The sequence below is a fragment of the Ruminococcus sp. Marseille-P6503 genome, assembly GCF_900604945.1.
Taxonomy (GTDB): Bacteria; Bacillota; Clostridia; order Oscillospirales; family Ruminococcaceae; genus FB2012.
In genome coordinates, this window is record NZ_UWPB01000002.1 from 238,782 (window position 1) to 261,225 (window position 22,444).

A 22,444-nucleotide genomic window follows, 5' to 3' on the forward strand; every position below is an offset into this window, starting at 1 on the left:
GGCGGCTTCCTTAAAACGGAGCCGCCTTTTATCGTTTCAGCAGACTGACCGCCGCCTGTTTTCGGTATCAGATATAATTAACCGCCTTTATTTCAAAGCGAAGCTTGAAATAAATATGATTATAATGTATAATTGTTATGGAGCTTAGCTCCGCATAGCAATTATTACTGGGAGGAAACAATGGAACAGACTGCAAAAACAAACGGAATTAAAAAAAAGCCGGACATATTTGACAGAATAATGAACATAGGCTTATTAAAAAAATTTCAGCCAATGTACAAAAAAAACAAGGAAATACTCCTTTATCTGTTCTTCGGAGCCTGGACTACGGTCATAAGCTTTGTATCATTTTTCATTGCCGCGGCGCTTATAAAGCTGCCGGACATTTCGCTTTTCGGAGTGCCGGTGGACACCGCTGTTACTGTAAGCAATATCATTTCATGGATATGCGCCGTTACATTTTCGTATATAACGGCAAGGGTATGGGTTTTTGAATCTACCGCGCACGGAAAAAAGACCGTTATCAAAGAAGCCCTGATTTTTTACGGCGGAAGGGGTTTTACTCTTGTCGTTGAAACGGTAATGATGAACGTAGGCGTACAGGCTCTCAGCATAAACGATAATATAATGAAAATAATCGCGTCAATAGTGGTGCTTGTTTTAAATTACATTATCAGCAAGCTGCTGGTATTTAAAAAAACAAGCTGAACAAGACCTGCTTATAAGAGCAGCGACAGCGGAAAAGCCCGCCGTTTTACGGCGGTACTTTTCCGCTGTCTTTTTAATATCTCCTGCAAAGCATAAATTTCAAGCGCTTCCTACCCCAGAAGCTCCTTGTCGGAAGTGTGCAGAACCAGCACGTCGCCAGGTTTGATTTTGGTGTTTCCGTTGGGGATAACGGTTTTTTCATTGCGCTTTATCATAACTACAAGAACGTTTCTGGGAATCGCCTCAGCAATAGTCCTGCCCTGCCACTCGCTGTCTTCCGTTATCTCTTCCTCGGAAAGCAGCACCTGCTGACCCGACCTTTTAGGCTCATAGCCGACCGCGCTGAGAACAAGGACGTCGCCCTCGAGAACGATAGTTCCTCCGCGCGGGATAACCGTTCTGCCGCCGCGGTAAACCATAACCAATAAGGTTTCCGGAGGCAGATTTATATCCTTGACCTTAAGGTTTATCCACGGATGGTTTTTCTTGATATTAAGGCGTATAAACTGAATCTCCGTTTCATTTGAATAATCAGTGAAGGTTTTCATTACGCTGTCATCGTTGTCTATCATATTCAGTTTTTCAGAAACCTTCGGAAGCAATGTGCCTTGTATTCCTATACTCAGCAGAACCACGCAGAAAACGATATGGAAAACGTCGCTTTTGGTGTAGGCGTCGGAAACGATTGCCAGAATAGCAAATACTATAGACGTAGCGCCTCTCAGTCCCGCCCAGGAAACGACCGCGATTTGGTTGAGCTTAGCTTTGAAAGGAAGCATTAAAAGGCTTACCGTCAGCGGTCTTACAACAAACGTCAAGGTTACGGCAATGAGCAAGGCAGGAATTATTATTTTTGGTATCTGAGACGGGAACGACAAAAGTCCCAGCAGGAAAAACAGCAGTATCTGCATAAGCCCCGTAAGTCCGTCGAAAAAATGTACCTGAACCTTTTTGCTTTTGATCTTGCTGTTTCCCAGAACTATTCCCACCAGATAACAGCTCAGATACCCGTTTCCTCCCACCAGCGATGGAAGAGCGTATGAGAACACGGCGACCGCAACGATAAAAATAGTGTCAAAGCCGTCTGCGTCAAATTCGACATGCTTCAGCGCCCAGACCGCTCCAAGCGCAATAATCGCTCCTAAGCCAATACCGTATACTACCTGAGCAAAAAGCATATAAGCCGTCCTCCAGCCCGACACTCCTCCGCTCATGACCGACAGTATTATTACCGTCAGCATATACGCCCACGGGTCGTTGCTTCCGCTTTCAAGCTCAAGTATGGAAGCGGTTCCGTATTTCAGGTTAAGATTTTTGGACCTGAGTATATTGAATACCGAAGCCGCGTCGGTGGAACTGAGCACCGCTCCGATAAGCATTCCCTCCGCCAGTGAAAATCTGAGAACAAAATGGCAGAACAGTCCGGTAAGCAGCGCGGTCAGCAACGTTCCGGCGGAGGAAAGCACCAGACTTTTTGCCGCTACCTTTTTCGCAGTCGCCCATTTCGTTCCGAAGCCTCCGTAAAATATGATAAATATCAAAGCTACGGAACAGATCTGTTCTGCAAATTCAAAATTTTCAAACTCTATTTTGAATATACCGTCAGAACCGAAAAGCATACCCAGAAGAATGAATGCAAACAGCATAGGTACGCCTATTTTGTTGGAAATTTTGTTGAATACAATGCAGCATATGACTATGACCGCACCGATAGTGAGAGATAGCGCCATATTTGTCCTCCTTATGGTATATTTGCGCAGCCGCACAACAATATATTGTGTACTGCTCTTATATTATAACATTTTTTCAGGTCGTTTTCAACCGCATATCCGTATTGCCGCACAATTTTTATAATGATATATGTCAAATTTGTGCTGACAAAGGATATTATTTTTTGATGATTCATGTGTTCTCCCTTATAAAAATACTTCGGTGCAATAAAAAAGGACGGTTTTCACCGCCCCGAACAGCTCTGCTTCCGACGTCAGCTTTTCTGCCGCTACAGACTGTTGTTATTGAATCTTTGCAGGAACTGCTTTGTGCGTTCGTTCTGTGTGTTTCCGAACAGCTCCTCAGGCTCTCCCTCTTCTACGATATAGCCGCCGTCCATAAAAATAACATGATCTGCCACGTCCCTCGCAAACGCCATTTCATGAGTTACGATAACCATGGTCATCTTTTCCTGAGCAAGCTCTTTTATTACTTTAAGTATTTCCCCTGTCAGCTCCGGGTCGAGCGCCGACGTCGGCTCGTCGAAAAAAAGAACCTCAGGCTTTAACGCAAGCGCTCTGGCTATCGAAACCCTCTGCTGCTGTCCGCCGGAAAGCTCGCAGGGATAAGCCTTTGCCTTATCTGAAAGCCCCATTTTCTTTAACAGCTCCTCCGCCTGGGAAACCGCCTCGCTTTTGGATTTTTTCAGAACATGAACAGGAGCCTCTATTATATTCTGCATTACCGACATATGGGGAAACAGATTGAAATTCTGAAAAACAAGTCCTATTTTCAGACGTATTTCCCTCAGAGTTTTTGAAGGGGCGTATACCGCTTTGCCCTTCTCCGTTCTCAGCATATTCGTCGAGCAGACGTTTATCTCGCCTCCGTCCGCTCTTTCAAGCTGGTTTATACATCTCAGAAGCGTGGATTTGCCCGAGCCGGAGGGTCCTATGACCGCGACGACCTGTCCCTGCTCAACGTTAAAGGAAATATCCTTCAGCACGTTAAGGCTTCCGAAATTTTTGGAAAGGTTTTTTACCTCTAAAATAGCCATATCCTCTGTCCTTTCCCTTTCTTACTTGTAGTAATTGAATTTCTTTTCTATAAATGCAAACGCAACTGTAACCGCCGCGTTCAGCACGAAATAGAAAAGACCCGCCACAAAAAGCGGAACGACCGAGCTGTAGGTATTCATCATCTGCTTTGATTTAAGAGTTATTTCCGCAAAGGCTATGACATTGGCAAGAGAAGTGTCCTTTACCAGAACTATAACCTCGTTGGACGCGGCGGGAATAACTCTTTTAACGACCTGAGGCAGTATTATTCTGAAAAAGGTCTGGAATTTATTCATTCCCAGCATTGACGCGGCTTCATACTGACCCTTGGGAATAGCCTCAATTCCGCCTCTGAATATCTCGGCAAAATAAGCGGCGTAATTGAGCACAAACGCCACCACAAGAGCTGTAAACATATAATTTTCGTCCCTGATATTCACCTTGTTGAGCATATCATAAAACCAGTTGGAGGTTCCCGATTTTCTCGCCGAGGCGGTAAGCATAGGGATCGCGTAATAAACGGCTATTATCTGCAGCATAAGAGGAGTTCCCCTCATTATGAGTATATACAGATTGGTAAGCCACGAAACCGGCTTGAACCTGCATTTTTTCAGCCATGTAACTATAACTCCCACAGGGATCGAAAGCGCCAGCGTCCAGAAAAACAGCTTCAGAGTATTGGGCAGATATTCCAGCAGGATCTTGCCGACATTAAGCACATCTTCAAAGCTCACAAAAAGCACCACCAAAATCAATATTCTCTTATATTATACAACATACCCCCGATTTAGTCAACAACTGTGATGCCATGTCAGCGCGGTAAACTGAAATGCGGTATACCCACCGCCTTTGTTTTCAGTCTAAAGGCTTTACAATTATACAACGATGACATAGATGATTCCCGAATAAAAATCCTCCGCAGCCATGCGGCAGCGGAGGATCGTATTATCTCATATCATTAAGTCCGAATGAAATAGAAAGCGCGGAATCAACCGCAGTCATAGAATTGGGGTCAAGTTCGCCCATGCGCTCCTTCAGACGTTTTTTGTCCAATGTACGAATCTGTTCAAGCAGAACGATTGAATCCTTGGCAAGACCGCATTGTCCGCCGCCTACCTCTATATGTGTCGGAAGCTTTGCTTTTTCGCGCTGGCTCGTTATCGCCGCGGCTATAACGGTCGGCGAGTGCTTATTGCCGACGTCGTTCTGTACTATAAGCACCGGTCTTAAGCCGCCCTGCTCAGAGCCTACCACCGGACTGAGATCGGCATAATAAATTTCACCCCTGTGAACTGTCACCTTAAACACTCCGTTCCTTAATATTTTCAGGGCTTTTACCCCTCGGTATTATTTTTGCCCTGTTTTCTGCTTTTAATCATTTCCAGCAAAATTTTATTGCAGCTTATATCCTGCAATCAGGGGAGAACGGCTTTCACCTTTTTCTATATTATGCGGTTTTGCTCAGAACAGTTACTTACCCGTTTATGAACCGTACAGATCCTTGATATATCCATAAGCAAGCTCGGCTGTATCCGCTATCGCCTTAAAGCTGAGATAACGCGGGGCTTCGCTTTGCTTATCGCTTTCCTTTGCTTTCACCGTCAGCGCGCGGAAATTATCAAGCTGAGCCGCGCTTACCGAAGAAACCGCCCTGCATTGCGCCTCCGGAAGCTTTTTTATTATCTGCTTATACCTCGCGTCGGAGCGCAGCTGAGAATCAAATCTGCTAAGCTCCTTCCACTTCTGACTGTTAAGCTCACTGTCGGAATATCCCGACGCTTTAAGATAGTCAAATAATCCCGGCTGTATAATTTCATCCCACGCTATATCTGTATACAGATGCAGAAAAAAGCCTTTGAGGAAATCACCGCGGCGATTCGCTGCGCTTTTGTAATAATCCGCTATATTTTTCTTCCACGCGCCGTAATCCTTGCTCCTCAGATGAGCGGCATAGCGCACCCTTTCCTCGGCAAAGCCGTTAAGATTAACGGCGTCGGGAGCTATCGAGCCGAGATAAAAATCGCTTTCGCTAATTATGTCAAGCCTGTCCTTCAATATACAGGCGGTCATCAGATGAACACAGACAGACGGCATAGCTGTTCCTCCTTTACAAGAAATCGGGAACCGCGGTGCAGTTCCCGAAATTTAATTCTGAGCAAAGCCCGATGTGAGCTCGCTTAACATCGGCGCTAGGTTATATCATTTAGACTTTGTTGAAATTTCGGTCATCAGCTTGTCCAGCAGATTGCCGCACGGCATTGCTCCAAGCTCTCCTTCCTTTCTGGAACGAACCGAAACGGTTCCGCTTTCGACCTCTTTATCGCCTATGATTACCATATACGGAATACGCTCCAGACGCGCGGCTTTTATCTTCGGCCCTATATTTTCACTGCGCCTGTCAACCGTAACTCTCATACCCATTGCGGTCATTTTATCGGCAAGCTTCTGAGCGTATTCAATATGCTCTTCTCCGATAGGCATTATCCTTGCCTGCTCGGGAGCAAGCCAGAGAGGAAGAACTCCCGCGAAATGCTCCAGCATATACGCCAGCGTTCTCTCATAGCAGCCCAGAGATGTCCTGTGAATGATATAAGGCAGCTTTTTCTGACCGTCTTTGTCAACGTAATACATACCGAACTTTTCAGCAAGCAGCATATCTATCTGAAGCGTTACTATCGTATCCTCCTTGCCAAAGACGTTTTTATACTGGATATCCAGCTTAGGTCCGTAAAACGCCGCTTCGTCTATGCCGATCTCATAGTCAAGACCTATATCGTCCAGGATCCTTTTCATTGCGTCCTGAGCGTGATTCCACTGCTCCGCCGTACCTTCATACTTATTGTTGGGATTAGCGGGATCCCACTGGGAGAACCTGAAAGTGCAGTTCTCAAGCAGACCTACGGTATCGAGCATATACTTCGCAAGCTCAAGACAGCCCTTGAACTCCTCCTCCAGCTGGTCGGGACGGAGGATATAATGCCCCTCCGAAATGGTAAACTGACGCACCCTGATAAGACCGTGCATTTCTCCGCTGTCCTCGTTTCTGAAAAGCGTGGAGGTCTCAACCAATCTCATTGGCAGATCACGGTAAGAGCGCTGTCTGTTAAGGAACACCTGATACTGGAACGGACAGGTCATAGGACGAAGCGCAAAGCACTCCTTTTCCTCGTCGTGGGGATCGCCCATTATGAACATTCCGTCAAGATAGTGATCCCAGTGACCGGAAATCTTGTAAAGATCGCGCTTTGCAAAATACGGCGTTTTAGTCAGCAGGCAGCCGTGAGCCTGCTCGGTATCCTCGACCCATCTTTGCAGAAGCTGGATAACCCTCGCTCCCTTGGGCAGAAGAATGGGCAGTCCCTGACCGATATAGTCCACCGTCGTGAAATATTCAAGCTCTCGTCCTATTTTGTTGTGATCGCGCAGCTTGGCTTCCTCCTGCTGTTTCAAGAACTCTTCAAGCAGAGAAGCCTTGGGAAACGCCGTTCCGTAAATACGGGAAAGCTGTCTGCCGTCCTCTGCCTTGCCCCAGTACGCTCCCGTACATGAAAGCAGCTTCACCGCCTTTATAGGCGCAACGCTCATAAGGTGCGGACCCGCGCAAAGATCAACAAAATCGCCCTGCTTATAAAACGACAGCTTTTCGCCCTTGTCATCATGCTTATGGATAAGCTCGACCTTGTAAGCTTCATTTTTTTCCTCCATAAGCTTCAGCGCCTCGTCAACAGGCAGCTCAAAGCGCTCCAAAGCATAGCCCTCCTTGGCAAGCTTTTTCATTTCAGCCTGAATCTTTACCAGATCGGCGGGAGCAAAGGGCTTGGCGACCTCAAAATCATAGTAAAATCCCGTTTCGGTAGCCGGTCCTCTGGCGAGCTTGGCCTCGGGATACAGATTCTTGACCGCCTGAGCCATAAGGTGGGAAGCCGTATGCCAGAAGGTTTCCTTTCCTGCCTTTGAATCGAAGGTCATGACCTCAAACTCACAGTCGCGGTCAACGACGGTTCTCATGTCGCAGACCTGACCGTCAAGCTTTACACAGCAGGCAGCCTTGTAAAGTCCCATGCCGATATCCTTGATAATTTCGCTTGCGGGAGCGGCCTGCGGAATTTCACGGACCGAACCGTCTTTCAGTTTCAGCTTAATCATTATTATTCCTCCATTAAAATTATTATTTACCGTATTGCTTTTTATTATGGTTTATCCTTCGGCCTTAGCAAGGTCAAAGCCGCGTAATGCTTTATCTTAAAGCTTTCAGGATAATTGCCCAGCATTTCAAGGTGTTCCTTTTCAAAAGAGCGTATCTCAGCTTCCGAAAGCGACGCTCCTACTCCGCGGCACGCCTTTATTCTTCCGTTCCAGCTTTCTCTCGTAAAGAGAATATCCAAATCTGTTATTTCCTCGCATACCTTTTCAAAGCCTTCTGAGTAAAGCTGAGGGATAAAAGCAGGACGTCTTGTTTCTCCCGCTCCTGTCCAGCAGGGATTGTATTTTAAAATCAGCTTTTCGCTTTTACCGGCTATCTCGTCCTCAAACGGCAGCCATGACATATATCCTACCAACAGCCTTCCTTCAGGCTTAAGCATTTTCTTAAGCTTCGGGATAAGCTTTTCATGGTCAAAATAGAAAAAGCAGGTAAACGCCGTTATAACGTCAAAGCTGTTTTCAGGAAAGCTGATTTCCTCTGACGGAGAAACCAAAAAATCTATATGCATATTATTTTCCGCGGCAAGACGCTTCGCATACCTGATCTGATTTTCGGAAATATCAACCGCTGTAAACTTTGCTCCGTATTTATACATATTTCTGGGAATAACTCCCGTTCCGGTTCCTAGGTCGAGGACTTTCTGCCCCTTTGCGCAAAGTCCCCGCGACAATATTTTATCGTAAAGCTCCTGAGGATAAACGTCGCGGTATTTTGCGTAATCCTCCGAAGTCCGCCCCCAATCGAACGCCTTTCCTCCGTCTATCAAATCGTTTGTTATCATCGGCTAAAGCCCCTTATCCTTTAAATCCTTCACTACTCCGACGTAAAACTCCCTGACATCGAAGCCCTTGATATTTTCCCTGTTAAGATCTATGACGTCGCCGTGGGTAACGCCTCTTTTTCCTTTAGGAGCAAGCATTGTGAAGCTTTCTCCCCACTTCATTGAATCCACCGAAACCAGTCCGTCGTTATCGCCGTCAAAATACTTTACCAGATGATAGGAGAGATTAAGAGGAAACTTCCCTCCTCTGGCGTTTTCAGATTTTGAGCCTATACTCTGATAGTATACCCCGTCGGCGTCGGGGCATTTTTCATTAAACTCCGAGCAACGTGATGCCGTAAGATCCGTAACCGCCGCAATAAAATCCGGGTTCTCATCTCCAGCCAATTTCATAGCCGAGTTGTATTTGTCAGCAACCGACTGGCAGAAGGAAGCTGAAACCTTGCCTAAAATATAATCCGCAAACTGACAGCCTCTGTGGGGCGTATTTACGGTAGTAAGACTAGCCGTATATTTATCCGCGCCAAGATGGCTCAGCGCATAGCGGGCGTCAAGTCCGCCCTTTGAATGAGCGATTATATTTACCTTGCCGCAGCCGGTCTCCTTTACGATACTCTCTATACGCCCGGCAAGCTCCCTCGCGCTGTTTTCAACGGAAGCCGCCGACTGCTGATTCCCGTAATATATCTCCGCCCCGTTTCTCTTCAAGGCGGCGGGTATTCTTCCCCAGTAGTTAAAAAACCTGAAATCCCTAAAGAAAACTCCGTGTACAAGCAGCAGAGGATATTTGGTTCTGCATAAGGCGCTTTCCGCCCTAATGCTGTCAAGCTCCAGCTTTTCCCGTTCAAAACGACATTCAGCAGAAGCTATCCTGATAGTCTTAACAAGTACCGCGATATTAAGCACAGGTATCATTCCGCAGACAGCGCCTATAACACGCCACTTTATACCCAGCTGAACCGACGTGAGATAAAGCCTTATCGTTCCGTTCCAGAACAGAATAAATTCAGCCGCGGCGGCGATAACCGTATTTAATATTATTTCAGAAACGCTCATATCCGAAAAGCATATCAGCCAGACCAGAAAAGCGATACTTGCGGTTGCCGATACAAGAAAGACCTCCAGCAGCCTTACGCTGTTTCTAAGCGCTTTTATGCGTTTCGCAGGCTGTTTTTTTAGAGTCGGCGCAGTGCTGAATTTTATATACCATAACGCGGCGGCGATACAATATATTACAGTGACCGCAGTTCCGGCATTGAGCAGCCTCAGCACAGCGGCAGAATTTACCGCCGCGATCATAAGCAACGACTGAAATACAGTCATTAACGCTTCCATTTCTATCTCCCCCAATCAGAAACTAAAACGATTTATACAGCGATCTTGATATAAAAATATATGCCCATATCCCAAGCAGAGCTATGCTCACAAGCGTGACAAAATCCGACAGCAGACGCTTCAGGGTTTTGTTTATATACGGCTTTCCGCTTTTATCGGTTCCGGAAAAAAGCTGCGTAAAAAAAGTATTGAACCAGTAACTTACTATAAATAAAGGTATAAACGTAATAAATCCCTGATAATACGAGATTTTTTCCTTATAAGCAAGATATGAACAATACGCCGCGGCTGCGTCCGCCGCCAGTACGGCAAGATAGCAAAGCGTACCCAGTATTTTTCTCATATGCACTCCTTCTGAACAAATAAAAAATCCCGCAAAAAGCACAAAAGCACTTTTTACGGGACGACAAAATCTATCGTGGTTCCACCCTTATTCATGCGGATATAAACCGCACCTTTGTCCGCTCGGCGCAAAACGGCAAGCGTAAGTTCTTTAACGGGAACTGTCCGTCGCTTATTAGGCGCGCTCAAAGGCGGTATCTCTAACATCACACAGCCTGCGCTGCTTTCAGCCGACGGCAGCGCTCTCTGGACGGCCGCTGTTACGATATTAAAGCTTCCTTATCACAGCTTTCAATATTTATATGCTATTCAATGAATAATATTCTATCACCGTTTGATACGTTTGTCAAGAGTTTTTTATAAAACAGTCTCCTTTTTTGTATAATTGTCTAAAAAATACCTTGACAATTGGGTGAATTTATTATACAATAATATTATGCATTATGTTTTTATATATGGTGAGAATACTGATGGATTTTACTGTGCGGAGGCCTGCGCCTGCGGCAGCTTTAAATCAAAACGTTTTCGACATTTGTTATATAATTAATATGCTGATCTGTAACTTTACAATTTTATATTGATTGGAGGTGCGTAAAAAAACGCTTACAGACGGACGTTTTTTCTGTAAAGCCTTTTTATGCACAGCCAAAATAATCGAGGAGGAGGAAAGCTATACATGAGTATAGAAATCGCAGTTTTGCTGATTGTGGTTGCTCTTGCTGTCGGCGCGGCTGTAAGCGGATTTATAAGCTTTAAGCAGGGTATCAGATACAGGCAGAGAACTGCAGAAGCTGCAATGGGTTCTGCTGAAAAGGAAGCCGAAAGAATAGTAGAAGACGCCAAAAAGACCGCGGAAACCTTGAAAAAAGAAGCTCTTGTCGAAGCAAAGGACGAAATACATAAGTCCAGACAGGAAACTGAAAAAGAGCTGAAGGAACGCCGTATCGAGGTTTCCAGACAGGAACGCAGGATCAATCAGAAGGAAGAAACTATCGACCGTAAGCTTGACAATCTTGAAAAAAAGGAAGAAACACTTCAGGGCAAGCTGAAATCCGCCGAGGAAAAGATGGCGGAGGCTGAAAGGATCAAAAATTCCCAGCTTGATATGCTTGAAAAAATCTCTGAATTCACCAAGGAGCAGGCTAAGGAATATCTGCTGAGCAATCTTGAAAACGAGCTTGTTCACGAAAAGGCGGTCAAGGTTTCAAATTTTGAGGCTCAGATTAAGGACGACTGCGAAGCCAAGGCAAGACAGTATATTTCACTCGCTATCGCAAGATGCGCGGCGGATCAGGTTTCCGAAACCGCAGTTTCCGTCGTGGCGCTGCCTAACGACGAAATGAAGGGCAGGATCATCGGACGCGAGGGAAGAAATATCAGAACCATTGAAACTCTTACCGGAGTAGACCTTATCATTGACGATACGCCTGAGGCTATTACCCTTTCATGCTTCGACCAGGTTAGACGAGAGGTCGCGAGGATAGCGCTTGAAAAGCTTATTCAGGACGGAAGAATCCACCCTACGCGTATTGAGGAAATGGTTGACAAGGCAAGACGCGAGGTTGAGTACAAAATCAAGCAGGAGGGCGAGCGCGCGGTTCTCGAATGCAACGTTCACAATCTTAATCACGAGCTTGTCAAACTGATCGGACGTCTGAGATTCAGGACAAGCTACAGGCAGAACGTGCTTGACCATTCTATCGAGGTGTCGCACCTTGCGGGAATGATGGCGTCCGAGCTGGGAGTAGACGCAAATCTGGCAAGACGCGCAGGCTTGCTTCACGATATAGGCAAGGCCTTAAGCTATGAGATCGAAGGCTCTCACGTTCAGATAGGCGTTGACGTCTGCAAGAAGTACAAGGAAAACGCCGACGTTATTCATGCTATCGAGGCTCATCACGGCGACGTTGAAACTCATACGGTAGTCGCGGCTCTCGTTCAGGCTGCCGACGCTATCTCTGCGGCAAGACCCGGCGCCAGAAGCGAAAACTACGAAAACTATATCAAGCGTTTGCAGAAGCTTGAGGAAATCTGCACTTCTTACGACGGCGTTGAAAAGTCCTACGCTATGCAGGCGGGACGAGAGGTAAGAATCATGATCAAGCCGGAAAAGATAAACGACGAGAAAATGGTTCTTGTTGCAAGAGAGATCGCTAAGCGTATTGAAGATGAGATGGATTATCCCGGACAGATAAAGGTTAATCTTATCCGTGAAAGCAGAGCGGTTGAATACGCTAAATAATCTATAGAGCCGATTTTTTAATTTATTCTGAATCAGCTTTCAGGATAAAGGCTCTCAATATTCTGCAAAAACAAGTTCTGAGGACAGCGCTATGGTCGGCTGTCTTGAGTCGGCGGACAAAGCAATATTGTCCGCCGATTTTTAATTTGAAAGACCAGCTATAAAAAGTCAATACCCAAAATGAAAAAATCAAGATAAATTTTTAGGATTTTTCGTAGGGGTTGGCAAATAAGGTCTGTTCTCTTTGAGAATAACAAAAATAATATTACAAAGCTTGCGAGCAACACCTCCGACAGCAGTGAGATGGTGCTTGCCTCTGGCTCTGAGAGATTGATAATATTCAGATAAAACGGGGTCGCAGAAAGCGGCACGCTGTGCGGCAAGCCAGATAGCTCTGCGCAGATAAGGTGAACCACGCTTGGAGATTTTGTTTTTAGTTCCTGAAAACTCTCCCGATTGTTTAACGGTAACGTCAAGTCCTGCAAAGGCAACAAGCTGATTAGGACGTTCAAAGCGGTTGATATCGCCGATCTCACTGACGATGATTGCACCAAGAACATCACCGATACCGGTGATAGTGGTTATGTATTGATTGGTTTCGTGAAGAAGATTTGAAATCTGTTCTTCAAGCTCAGAAAGCTGATTTTCAAGGAAAACAACCTGCTGCATAAGCTGCTTGATCTGAAAAGAAAAAGCGTCTTTTGCAAAGGCGATACCAAAGGTGTTTTTAGCAGCAGCTTTGAGTTCTTCAGCCTTCTCTTTGCCAAATTTACCGTGACTTGCTTTGTTCAAAATATTGGTAAGCTTTCTTGTGGAAATTGCAAGCATATCTTCAGGTGTTGGGCAGTTCAGAAGCAACTCGGTTGATGAGCTTCCGAATGTATCTGTAAACAGCTGGTCATACTCGGGGAATACTTGGTCAAGCAATGCAATTACACGTCTTTTGCAGTCGCCGCAGGCGTCCACAAGTGCAAGACGATAGCGTGAAAGCTGTCTTAATGCAATGATATTTTCCTCAGAAAGCGAGGTTGCGGAATATTCTCCGAAACGCATAATCTGAGCGATGATATATGAATCCTTAGAGTCGTTCTTGGTCTGACGAATATACATTTTTCTGAAAGCTTCGGACTGAATAGGGTTGATAACCTTGACAGTATATCCAAGCTCAAGGAAAAAAGCATATACGGAAAGCCAGTAGTGACCAGTTGCTTCCATTCCGATGATAACATCGTCAGGAGCAATTTCAAATTTTTCAAAAACAGCAAGGATTTTTCCGCAGCCTTGCTTGTCGTTGGCGAAGGGGATGCTGTCAAGCAGAGTTTTGCCGTTTATGTCGATGACGGAAGCCTCGTGCTTGTATTTAGCGATGTCAATTCCGCAATAAAACATTGTGATACACCTCGTAAAATTTTGTTACAGCAAAGGTTATCCTCTGTATTTTACGGAAATACAACCTCGTTAGATATTCAGCACTTAAATGCTATCCAGCTCATTCGCATCTGTCCGTAAAGCAGAGGCGCTACTCTTTCAAAGGAAGCCTTGCTTCAAGGAAGCGAACAGCGCCCTCTGACTGTACAGATTTATTATCTCACATTTCTGTGTGATAAACAAGAGGTTTCATAGGGGTTCTCTTTAAATTACCCTTAAATTTATTATACGAGGAAGGATCTGCTTTGGGAGAAAAAAAGCATTTATTCGGAACAACGGAAAAATCCGATTTTATATTGAATATGACCGATCAGGGAGCAAAAAAGCTCTGCGGCGTTTACTGCATAATTGCAATGCTTGTGGTCGCCCTTGCCGCTCTTCCGTACTACCTGACGAAGGACGCTGTTGATTACGTCAGCACGGAAACCGGCTTTGAGGTCACCCATTACCTGAGCGAGAAGCTGGTTTTTCTTGTTTCCACTCTTTTTATAGCGGCGGGGCTTATAGGATTTCTGGTTTTTCTTGTAGGACATATGAAGGAGCAGATAATCGTAAAAAAAAATAAGGCTCTGCTGTGGTTTGCCGGACTTATAATTATCAGTGTAATTTCAACGCTGTGCGCCGACAGCATTATGTACGCCTTTTACGGTTATCTTGACAGAGCCGAGGGGCTTTTGTCCATTCTGGGATACCTCGGATTTTTTGCCATGGCAATGACCGTTACCGCGGAAAACTGGAAAATAAGAATAGCCGACTTCCTTGTGGGAATAGGCGCTGTAAACGGAATTATAGGCATACTGCAAAGTATTCCGGCAACGGGGGATAAGATACCGAATTATTTCCAGTATCTTTTCAAGGACTTCGGAACTATCGCGGGGGACGGAGAAATCATCATAGACGATCTGATACATACGGAAGGCTATATAGCCACAGGTCTTGCCGTTACTCCGTTTGCCCTTGCCGCGCTGCTGACCGTTTCCTTTGCCGCGGCGGTCTGCGGTATTGCCTTTGATAAGTCCGCGCTAAGGCGCATACTGTATCTTGCGGCATCGGCAGTTATGGCGGTATGCTCCGCGTTTACCAGAGTTCTGCCCGCGGTCATTGGAATTTCAGCAGCCGCAGTTACAGCGGCTGTGATCGCCGTTATCAGAAAGGTCAAAAACGGGGATAAGCCCTCCGTTCTGCCGTCGCTCTGCGGAATAATAACAGCCGCTCTCGCCTTTGGGATCATGTTCGGTACGGGAATAAGCGATTTCAAGGACGAACAAATCATCTTCACCGACTGCTACGACAGGCTTTCCATATCCTCCGGAAAAAGAGACGATACCTCTGAATGGATCTACTCATATCTGTGGGACGACGGAATGTATATCGTTCAGAACCATCCGATAACGGGAACAGGTCCTGACAACTGGGGTTCTATGTTTAAGCTCGGAGCAGTCATAGACCGCTCATATAACGAATACATAGATATTGCCGCCCAGCGCGGAATCCCCTGTCTTATAAGCTATATCGTCATACTGCTCATCACTCTGAAAAAAGCCTTTAAAGCGACAGCGGACTTTATCGGAGATAAAAACTGCTGGGCAGCCGCCGCCGCGGCAAGCGCCGTTATCGCTTATATAATACAGGCGTTCTTCAACATCAGCTCTGTTTCAAGCACGCCGTTTTTCTGGATATGCGTCGGTCTTATCTGGAGCTATACGGCAAAAGGAACGGAAACCAAGAAAAAATAAGCGCAAAAAATCCCGATACGTCACCGTATCGGGATAATTTTTTATTAAGCGGATAAATCAGAAATCGCTCATTGAAGAATGTGACTTAACGTAGTCAACAACGTCGTCAACAGTAGTGAAGGCAAGTCCGACAACCGTATCAGCACAGCCGTAGTAAATAGCGATTCTTCCGGTATCCTTATCGCAGAGAGTCGCGCACGGGAACGTTACGTTAGGAACGTCGCCTACGCACTCATAGATCTCCTGCGGGCTGATAAGGTACTCAGCGCAGCGGTACTTAACCTTCCAGGGCTCGTCAATGTCGAGAATGCAGGCGGAGAAACTGTAAACAAAGCCGTTGCAGCTTTCAAGCACGCCGTGATAGAACACCAGCCAGCCTTCAGATGTTTCGATAGGAATCGGTCCCGCTCCGATCTTCTTTGCCTCCCAGCCTCTCAGAGGTCCCATAACATGACGGTGCTCGCCCCAATACTTCATATCAGGCGACTGCGATATGTACATATCTCCGAAAGGAGTGTGGCCTGAATCGGAAGGACGGGAGAACATTACATACTTATCGTTGATCTTTCTAGGGAAGAGGACGCCGTTTCTGTTGAAAGGAAGAAAAGCGTTTTCGCACTGGTAGAAGGTCTTGAAATCAAACGTATAGCCGACGCCGATAGTAGGCTTCCAGCCGTAAGCGTTGCACCAGGTCACCCAATATCTGTCCTCGATCCAGCATACTCTGGGGTCATAACCGTAGCCCCACTGGTTGACCTCTTCGGTAGATTTATCAGCCTGCTCGAAAACGATTCTTTCCTCGTTTATCTTCCAGTTAATGCCGTCGTCGGAGAAGCCTGCGTGAAGCTCCATATTTCTTTCCTTGTCGTCGCAGCGGAAAACGCCTGCGAATTTGCCCTCAAAGGTAACTACGGCGCTGTTGAAAATCGAGTTTGAGCATTTGATAAGATTCCTTGGAATTACCGGATTCTCTGAATATCTCCAGATAACGTCCTTGCAGTCCGCCGGCTTGTCCTGCCAGGGCATATTGGGAATTGACTGACCGTTGATAATTTTTACGTTCATGATTAAATTCCGCCTTTCATAAAAATAAAATTTTTGATTTTCAAGAAATTACTCAAGAACACTTTTTATCTTCTTTAAGAAATATCTTTTTATCGGCGCGCGTTTATCCGTCCGACCGCCTTATATATTAAAGCATATTTTTTTATTTTTTGCAAGTCCCAATTTTTATTGAAAACGTTTAAAAATTAAATGTAAACGTATACTTTTTGAAGTTCATATTTTTTTTACAATTAACTTTTTATGCAATGTTGCGATATTAAACTGCATAAGTTTTTTTGTTTCATATTTTTGTATTTATCTTGATATACTAATACTATCGAGCCTTGCAAGCATCGCCAGATTTTTTACGCCCGCTAAAAGCCACTTGTTTTGTATACTTTATCTATTGACAAAGGCTGACGGCAGGGGTATAATAAATTATGGCATAAAGCATTGCTTCTCGCGATTCGATTTGAATCCGTTGAAGCAGTAAGGAAAGGATATGTAAAAAACATCTGATTTGTGCCTGAAGGCGCTTATCAGCAGGAGGTTAGCGTTAATGCTTGAATTGAAAAATATAAGCTGGAGTCTTTCGGGCGGAGAAAAAATCCTTGAAAACGTCAGCCTTGAAATACCGTCAGGTAAGCTTACGGTAATAACCGGCCCTAACGGAGGCGGAAAAACCTCGCTGGCAAAGCTTATCGCCGGACTTGAGAAGCCTGATTCAGGAAGAATACTTCTCGACGGCGAGGATATCACCGACTGGGATATGACAAAGCGTTCCCTGAGCGGAATCGGCTACGCGTTTCAGCAGCCCGTGCGCTTTAAAGGACTTACAGTGAAAGATCTGCTGGAGCTTGCCGCCAGGCGAAGTCTTGAAGAAGCCGAGCTCTGCGACTATCTGGGAAAGGTAGGGCTTTGCGCTAGGGAATATATCGACAGAGTAGTGGACGCAAGCCTTTCAGGCGGCGAAGCAAAAAGAATAGAGATCGCTTCCGTTCTTGCCAAAAAGGACGCCAAGGTGTTAGTTTTTGACGAGCCGGAGGCAGGCATAGACCTATGGAGCTTTTCCAGCCTGATAGACGCTTTTGAAAAGCTGAAAATCACCGAAAACAAATCGCTGCTTATCATTTCCCATCAGGAGCGTATTCTTGAAATTTCCGACTATATTGCGGTAATTGCCGACGGTCATGTAAGAACGGTAGGCGAAAAAAGCGAAATACTTCCCACGCTGTTTTCCGAAGAAAAAGCGGTTCGCTGTCCCCTGGGAAAAAATACTGAGGAGGGTATATAAGTGGATAAGACGACCGAAGAGCTGCTGGGCATAGTTTCCGACTGGAGCGGAAAATTCCAAGGCGCGTATAATATCCGCGAAAACGGAGCCTGCGCCGGAAGGCAGTCCTCTGAAAATATACAAATTGATTCAAAGCCTGACGCCCCGGGGCTAATTATACGCATAAAGCCCGGAACAAAAGGAGAAACCGTATATATTCCCGCCTGCGTGACCCACGGGGATATTGACGATCTTGTTTACAACGACTTTTACGTAGGCGAGGGAGCCGACGTAACTATTGTTGCTGGCTGCGGCGTACACACCGACGACGGACACGACGCCCGTCACAACGGAATACACAGATTCGTTCTCGGTAAAGGCTCCCGTGTTCTTTACAAGGAAAAACATATCGGCACAGGCAGCGGCGCCGGACTGAAAAGAATAGATCCGGTTACCGACGTAGTGCAGGATGAGGATTCGTATCTGGAAATGGATACTATACAGCTGCGCGGTGTTGACAGTACCATTAGAAAAACGACCGCCAGACTCGGCAAGGGAGCGAAGCTTGTTATACGCGAACGTCTGCTTACCGACGGAAACGAAACCGCCTCTACCGATTTCCATGTTGAGCTTGAGGGGGACGATTCCGGCGTGGATATCGTTTCACGCTCCGTTGCCAGAGGAAATTCGTATCAGGAATATCATTCAAAAATAAGCGGAAACTGCCGCTGTACAGGTCACTCCGAATGTGACGCTATTCTTGCCGAAAATGGCAGAGTAAACGCCGCGCCGGAGCTTTTCGCCGGAAATATAGACGCTTCACTTATTCATGAAGCGGCGATAGGAAAAATAGCCGGCGAGCAGATAATAAAGCTGCAAACTCTCGGACTTACCGAGCAGCAGGCGGAAGAAAAAATAATCGAGGGCTTTCTGCGAGGATAGCCGGAGATATATCCTGAAAATTCAGGGCGGCACGGAATTAAGGCTGTGCCGCCCTGATTGATTTTCAGCTACCTGAAGCCTGAGGTTCAAAACGACGTAAGCCTATTTTTATATCTAAAAAATCGGAACGCGCGGCGTTTTTCATTCTGCCGCCCGTTCCGGTTTTTGTTATTCCGCTTTGTCCATAATGCCTATGACCTCGGTCATAAGCTCAGGAGTTTTCTGCTTTTTGTCAAGTCTTACTGAAAAATAAGGCTTTCCGCCGTCCGCAAACCTTATGCGGTTTTTGTAAAACGCTGAAAGAGCCTGTATCTGTGAAACCTCCGGGCGCTGTATAAAGAACAGCACATTTTCGCCTCTCTGGGAAATCTCCGTTATTTTCAGACGGGAGGCTGTATTCCTGGTAAGAGATATATTTATAAGTCCCAGCACCGATTTCGGAGGCTCTCCGAACCTGTCTATAAGCTCGTCGATAACATCTCTGCTGTCCTCCTCCGTTACAATCGACGCTATCTTGCGGTATGCGTCTATCCTCAGCGGCAGGCTTTCGATGTATTTTTCGGGGATGTAGGCGTCTACCGAAATATCAACAAGGCAGTCCTCCGGCGAACGGGGCGGAGCTTCACCTTTCTGCTCGGCTATCGCTTCGTTAAGCAGACGGAGATACATATCGTAGCCTACAGCCTCCATATGCCCGTGCTGCCTTCCGCTGAGAATAGAGCCGGCTCCCCTTATTTCAAGATCCCTCAGAGCAATATGAAAGCCCGAACCGAACTGCGTAAATTCCTTTATTGCGCTGAGCCTTTTTTCAGCCACATCGGTAAGCACCTTTCCGCGGCGGAAGGTGAAATAGGCAAACGCCCTTCTGCTTGATCGTCCGACGCGCCCCCTCAGCTGATAAAGCTGTGAAAGCCCCAGCCTATCGGCGTCCTCTATAATAAGGGTATTTACGTTCGGCACGTCCACGCCTGTTTCTATAAGGGTTGTGCACACCAGAATATCTATTTCCCTGTCTATAAGCTGACGCCATATCTCAGAAAGCTCGGACTCTGAAATCTGTCCGTGAGCGCAGCCTATACGGGCGTCGGGAAGAAGCTGCTGAAGTCTGGAAGCCGTTCTCTGTATCGTATCGATCCGATTGTGGATATAATAAACCTGTCCCCCGCGCCTTAGCTCCTTCTGAATAGCCTGAACTATAACGCCGTCGTTGTGCTCGATCACATATGTCTGTATCGGCTGTCTGTCCTGCGGCGGCTCTTCTATAACCGACATATCTCTTATTCCGCTCATAGCCATATTGAGAGTTCTGGGTATAGGCGTAGCCGAAAGGGTAAGGACATCGACGCCCTTGAAGGTTTCCTTGAATTTTTCCTTGTGGGCAACGCCGAAGCGCTGCTCCTCGTCAATAATGGCAAGCCCCAGGTCCTTAAACTCAACGTCCTTCTGAACAAGTCTGTGCGTTCCGATTATGAGATCTATAGTGCCTCTTTTAAGCTCTCTGATTATCTGCTGCTGTTGCTTGGGGCTCCGGAAGCGCGAAAGCAGCTCTACCTTGATCGGAAAATGCTCAAAGCGCTTGACCGCCGTCTGATAATGCTGCCACGCCAGAACCGTAGTCGGCACCAGAATCGCCGCCTGCTTAGAATCGAGCATACATTTAAACGCCGCTCTCAGCGCCACCTCCGTTTTTCCGAAGCCTACGTCTCCGCAGAGAAGTCTGTCCATCGGTACGGATTTCTGCATATCCTCTTTAATTTCCTGTATGCTTTTCAGCTGGTCGTCGGTTTCCTGATAATCAAAGCGTTCCTCGAAATCACGCTGCCAGTCGTTATCCTCAGAAAAAGCAAAGCCCTCCGCCGTCTGCCTCTGAGCGTAAAGCCTGGTAAGCTCCTCCGCCATATCCTTTACCGCCGTTTTTACTCTGGAGCGGGTTCTTTTCCATTCGGAAGAATTAAGCTTGTTAAGCTTTACGCCGCTGTCGTCACGGGGTCCGATATATCTTGATACGAGATCAAGCTGGGTGACGGGGACATAAAGCACGTCGGTTCCGGCGTATTTTATAGTAATATAATCCTTTGTGATCCCGTTGGTTTCAAGACTCCGTATCCCTGCAAATTTTCCTATGCCGTACATTGAATGAACCACCAGATCGCCGGGAGCAATGTCGGAAAGGCTTTTTATTTCCTCGCCTTTTTTATTCCTGGTTTTCTTTCTTTTCGCGGTCATCGCTTTGATCTGGGTAATGGCGGCGCATTTTATGTCCGGATAATCAAAGCCTCCGGAAAGACTGCCGGTCCTTACATAAACGGTCTTTGGCGCTATCTCGCTGTTTTCGGTGAGAATTTCAGCGGGAATACCCTGTTCATTCAGGTCGCTGACGATTATAGGCGCCGTTTTTTCGCTGCCGGCAAGCACGACGGTGCAGTAGTCCTGTTCGCAGAAGCTTCTAAGCTCCTCCGCCAGATTGGATATATTTCCTCCCCAGACGCCTGTCTGGCGGCAGTCAGAGTTGATAAGCTTTCGGAATTTCACATCGTTGTTTGAACGCATAAAGGTGTCGGCAAAAATACACGGCACAGACTGGATCTTCGACTGAACCTGCGCAAAATCTATAAAGAAGCCCTCAAGCCGTCTGAAAAGAATACCTTCCTCGTAAAGCAGCTTAATATCCTCCTGAAGCTGAATAAGAACAGCCTTCGCCTTTTCGGCGCAGTTTGCATACTCGCTGACAAAGCAAATGCCGTCCTTAAAATAATCAAATACCGTAGCGGCGCTTTCATATGCCAGACTATAATATTTGTCCAGATTTGTAAGGGTGATCCCGCTTCTGACAAGCTCGGTATCTCTGGCAATATGCGACCTTATCTTATCCGTGTTTTTTCCTCTCGCCGACGCGGAAAGCCTTTCAAGCTTCTCAGCAAAATCCTCGCTGCTGGGAAAGATGATTTCAAGAGCGGGAAATACTGTGATCTCATCTATCGGATCAGTTCTGCGCTGGCTTTCTGTATCAAAATATGAAAGAACGTCGATCTCATCTCCCCACAGCTCCGCCCTGACAGGCTGCTTTTCCTGAACGGGGAAAATATCCACAATAGACCCTCTTACTGCAAACTGCGCCTGCCCCTCTACCTGTTCTGTTTTGCTGTAGCCCGCCGAGATCAGCTTTGAAACAAGCTGAGTAAGATCAACCTCCGAGCCGGATTTCAGCGAAAACGAGTATTCATTCAGCGCGTCCGGCGGTATAGTTCCCTGCATAGCGGCTTCGGCGGAAGCGGCAATTATGCGGCAGGCTCCACTTTGTATCTTGGAAAGCGCCTCAATCCGCTTGTGCTCGTATTCTCTTGAAACGCCCTCCATGTAGGCAAAGTTAAAATCCTTGGCAGGAAAAACGCAGGCAGCTTCCCCGCATGACAGCTCGTTCACGTCCTGAACAAGTCTGGTGCAGGACGCCTCGTCGTCGCATATCACCAGCACCTTTCTGCCGCGCGAAAGAGCGGCGGCAAGCTGAGCCTTATGAATATTTGAAACTCCCGTGACTGCACAGGGAGTAAAATTTCTGTCGAGCGCCTTCGTCAGCTCTCCGTAAAACGGAAGCCTGTCGCACATCTGATAAAAAATGTTCATGCCGTATCCTTTCGGTG

The 22,444-nt window shown here is 46.4% G+C and carries 17 protein-coding genes; 5 read left to right on the forward strand and 12 right to left on the reverse strand.

Going from position 1 to position 22,444, the window contains the following annotated elements:
* Positions 1 to 180: 180 nt before the first annotated feature.
* Positions 181 to 708: a GtrA family protein gene (locus tag EIH25_RS07190; protein ID WP_124100145.1), complete on the forward strand. Its 528-nt coding sequence runs from the start codon at positions 181 to 183 to the stop codon at positions 706 to 708.
* Between the two features lie 110 nt (positions 709 to 818).
* On the opposite strand, the gene EIH25_RS07195 is transcribed toward EIH25_RS07190, so the two are convergent.
* The 9 genes from EIH25_RS07195 to EIH25_RS07235 all read right to left on the reverse strand — a co-directional run bounded on the left by EIH25_RS07195 (position 819) and on the right by EIH25_RS07235 (position 10,139).
* Positions 819 to 2,438: a potassium/proton antiporter gene (locus tag EIH25_RS07195; protein WP_124100147.1), complete on the reverse strand. Its 1,620-nt coding sequence runs from the start codon at positions 2,436 to 2,438 to the stop codon at positions 819 to 821.
* Between the two features lie 269 nt (positions 2,439 to 2,707).
* Complete coding sequence (locus tag EIH25_RS07200; protein ID WP_124100149.1) at positions 2,708 to 3,475, reverse strand: amino acid ABC transporter ATP-binding protein; 768 nt, start codon at positions 3,473 to 3,475, stop codon at positions 2,708 to 2,710.
* Between the two features lie 21 nt (positions 3,476 to 3,496).
* On the reverse strand, positions 3,497 to 4,210 hold the full coding sequence (locus EIH25_RS07205) for an amino acid ABC transporter permease (protein ID WP_124100151.1): 714 nt from the start codon (positions 4,208 to 4,210) through the stop codon (positions 3,497 to 3,499).
* Positions 4,211 to 4,421: 211 nt separating this feature from the next.
* Positions 4,422 to 4,775: a type II toxin-antitoxin system PemK/MazF family toxin gene (locus EIH25_RS07210; RefSeq protein WP_124100153.1), complete on the reverse strand. Its 354-nt coding sequence runs from the start codon at positions 4,773 to 4,775 to the stop codon at positions 4,422 to 4,424.
* Between the two features lie 183 nt (positions 4,776 to 4,958).
* Positions 4,959 to 5,570, reverse strand: coding sequence for a zinc dependent phospholipase C family protein (locus EIH25_RS07215; protein ID WP_124100155.1), 612 nt, complete (start codon positions 5,568 to 5,570; stop codon positions 4,959 to 4,961).
* A gap of 105 nt (positions 5,571 to 5,675) precedes the next feature.
* Entirely contained in the window at positions 5,676 to 7,622 is a 1,947-nt protein-coding gene (gene thrS / locus EIH25_RS07220) for a threonine--tRNA ligase (protein ID WP_124100157.1), read from the reverse strand.
* A gap of 44 nt (positions 7,623 to 7,666) precedes the next feature.
* Positions 7,667 to 8,461: a class I SAM-dependent methyltransferase gene (locus EIH25_RS07225; RefSeq protein WP_124100159.1), complete on the reverse strand. Its 795-nt coding sequence runs from the start codon at positions 8,459 to 8,461 to the stop codon at positions 7,667 to 7,669.
* A gap of 3 nt (positions 8,462 to 8,464) precedes the next feature.
* Positions 8,465 to 9,796 carry a triacylglycerol lipase gene (locus EIH25_RS07230; protein WP_124100161.1) on the reverse strand — a complete coding sequence of 444 codons (1,332 nt, stop codon included), beginning with the start codon at positions 9,794 to 9,796 and terminating at the stop codon, positions 8,465 to 8,467.
* Positions 9,797 to 9,818: 22 nt separating this feature from the next.
* Positions 9,819 to 10,139, reverse strand: coding sequence for a hypothetical protein (locus EIH25_RS07235; protein WP_124100163.1), 321 nt, complete (start codon positions 10,137 to 10,139; stop codon positions 9,819 to 9,821).
* Between the two features lie 675 nt (positions 10,140 to 10,814).
* Here EIH25_RS07235 and rny point away from each other — a divergent pair.
* The gene (rny, locus tag EIH25_RS07240) at positions 10,815 to 12,380 is read left to right on the forward strand and encodes a ribonuclease Y (RefSeq protein WP_124100165.1); all 1,566 of its coding nucleotides are present in this window, start codon (positions 10,815 to 10,817) and stop codon (positions 12,378 to 12,380) included.
* Between the two features lie 189 nt (positions 12,381 to 12,569).
* Here the strand turns inward: rny and EIH25_RS07245 are convergent, their stop codons facing one another.
* A complete protein-coding gene (locus EIH25_RS07245; protein WP_124100166.1) occupies positions 12,570 to 13,769 on the reverse strand; it encodes an IS110 family transposase in 1,200 nt (399 codons plus the stop codon).
* 284 nt (positions 13,770 to 14,053) lie between these two features.
* Between EIH25_RS07245 and EIH25_RS07250 the strand changes: the two genes are divergently transcribed.
* Positions 14,054 to 15,544, forward strand: coding sequence for an O-antigen ligase family protein (locus EIH25_RS07250; protein WP_124100168.1), 1,491 nt, complete (start codon positions 14,054 to 14,056; stop codon positions 15,542 to 15,544).
* 57 nt (positions 15,545 to 15,601) lie between these two features.
* Here the strand turns inward: EIH25_RS07250 and EIH25_RS07255 are convergent, their stop codons facing one another.
* Positions 15,602 to 16,609, reverse strand: coding sequence for a glycoside hydrolase family 130 protein (locus EIH25_RS07255; RefSeq protein ID WP_124100170.1), 1,008 nt, complete (start codon positions 16,607 to 16,609; stop codon positions 15,602 to 15,604).
* A gap of 538 nt (positions 16,610 to 17,147) precedes the next feature.
* Between EIH25_RS07255 and EIH25_RS07260 the strand changes: the two genes are divergently transcribed.
* On the forward strand, positions 17,148 to 17,882 hold the full coding sequence (locus EIH25_RS07260; protein WP_124100172.1) for an ATP-binding cassette domain-containing protein: 735 nt from the start codon (positions 17,148 to 17,150) through the stop codon (positions 17,880 to 17,882).
* On the forward strand, positions 17,883 to 18,803 hold the full coding sequence (locus EIH25_RS07265) for a SufD family Fe-S cluster assembly protein (RefSeq protein WP_124100174.1): 921 nt from the start codon (positions 17,883 to 17,885) through the stop codon (positions 18,801 to 18,803).
* Between the two features lie 168 nt (positions 18,804 to 18,971).
* Here EIH25_RS07265 and mfd read toward each other — a convergent pair whose 3' ends face one another.
* Positions 18,972 to 22,427 (reverse strand): transcription-repair coupling factor, encoded by a 3,456-nt coding sequence (gene mfd / locus EIH25_RS07270; RefSeq protein WP_124100176.1) that lies wholly within the window; start codon positions 22,425 to 22,427, stop codon positions 18,972 to 18,974.
* Positions 22,428 to 22,444: the final 17 nt, after the last annotated feature.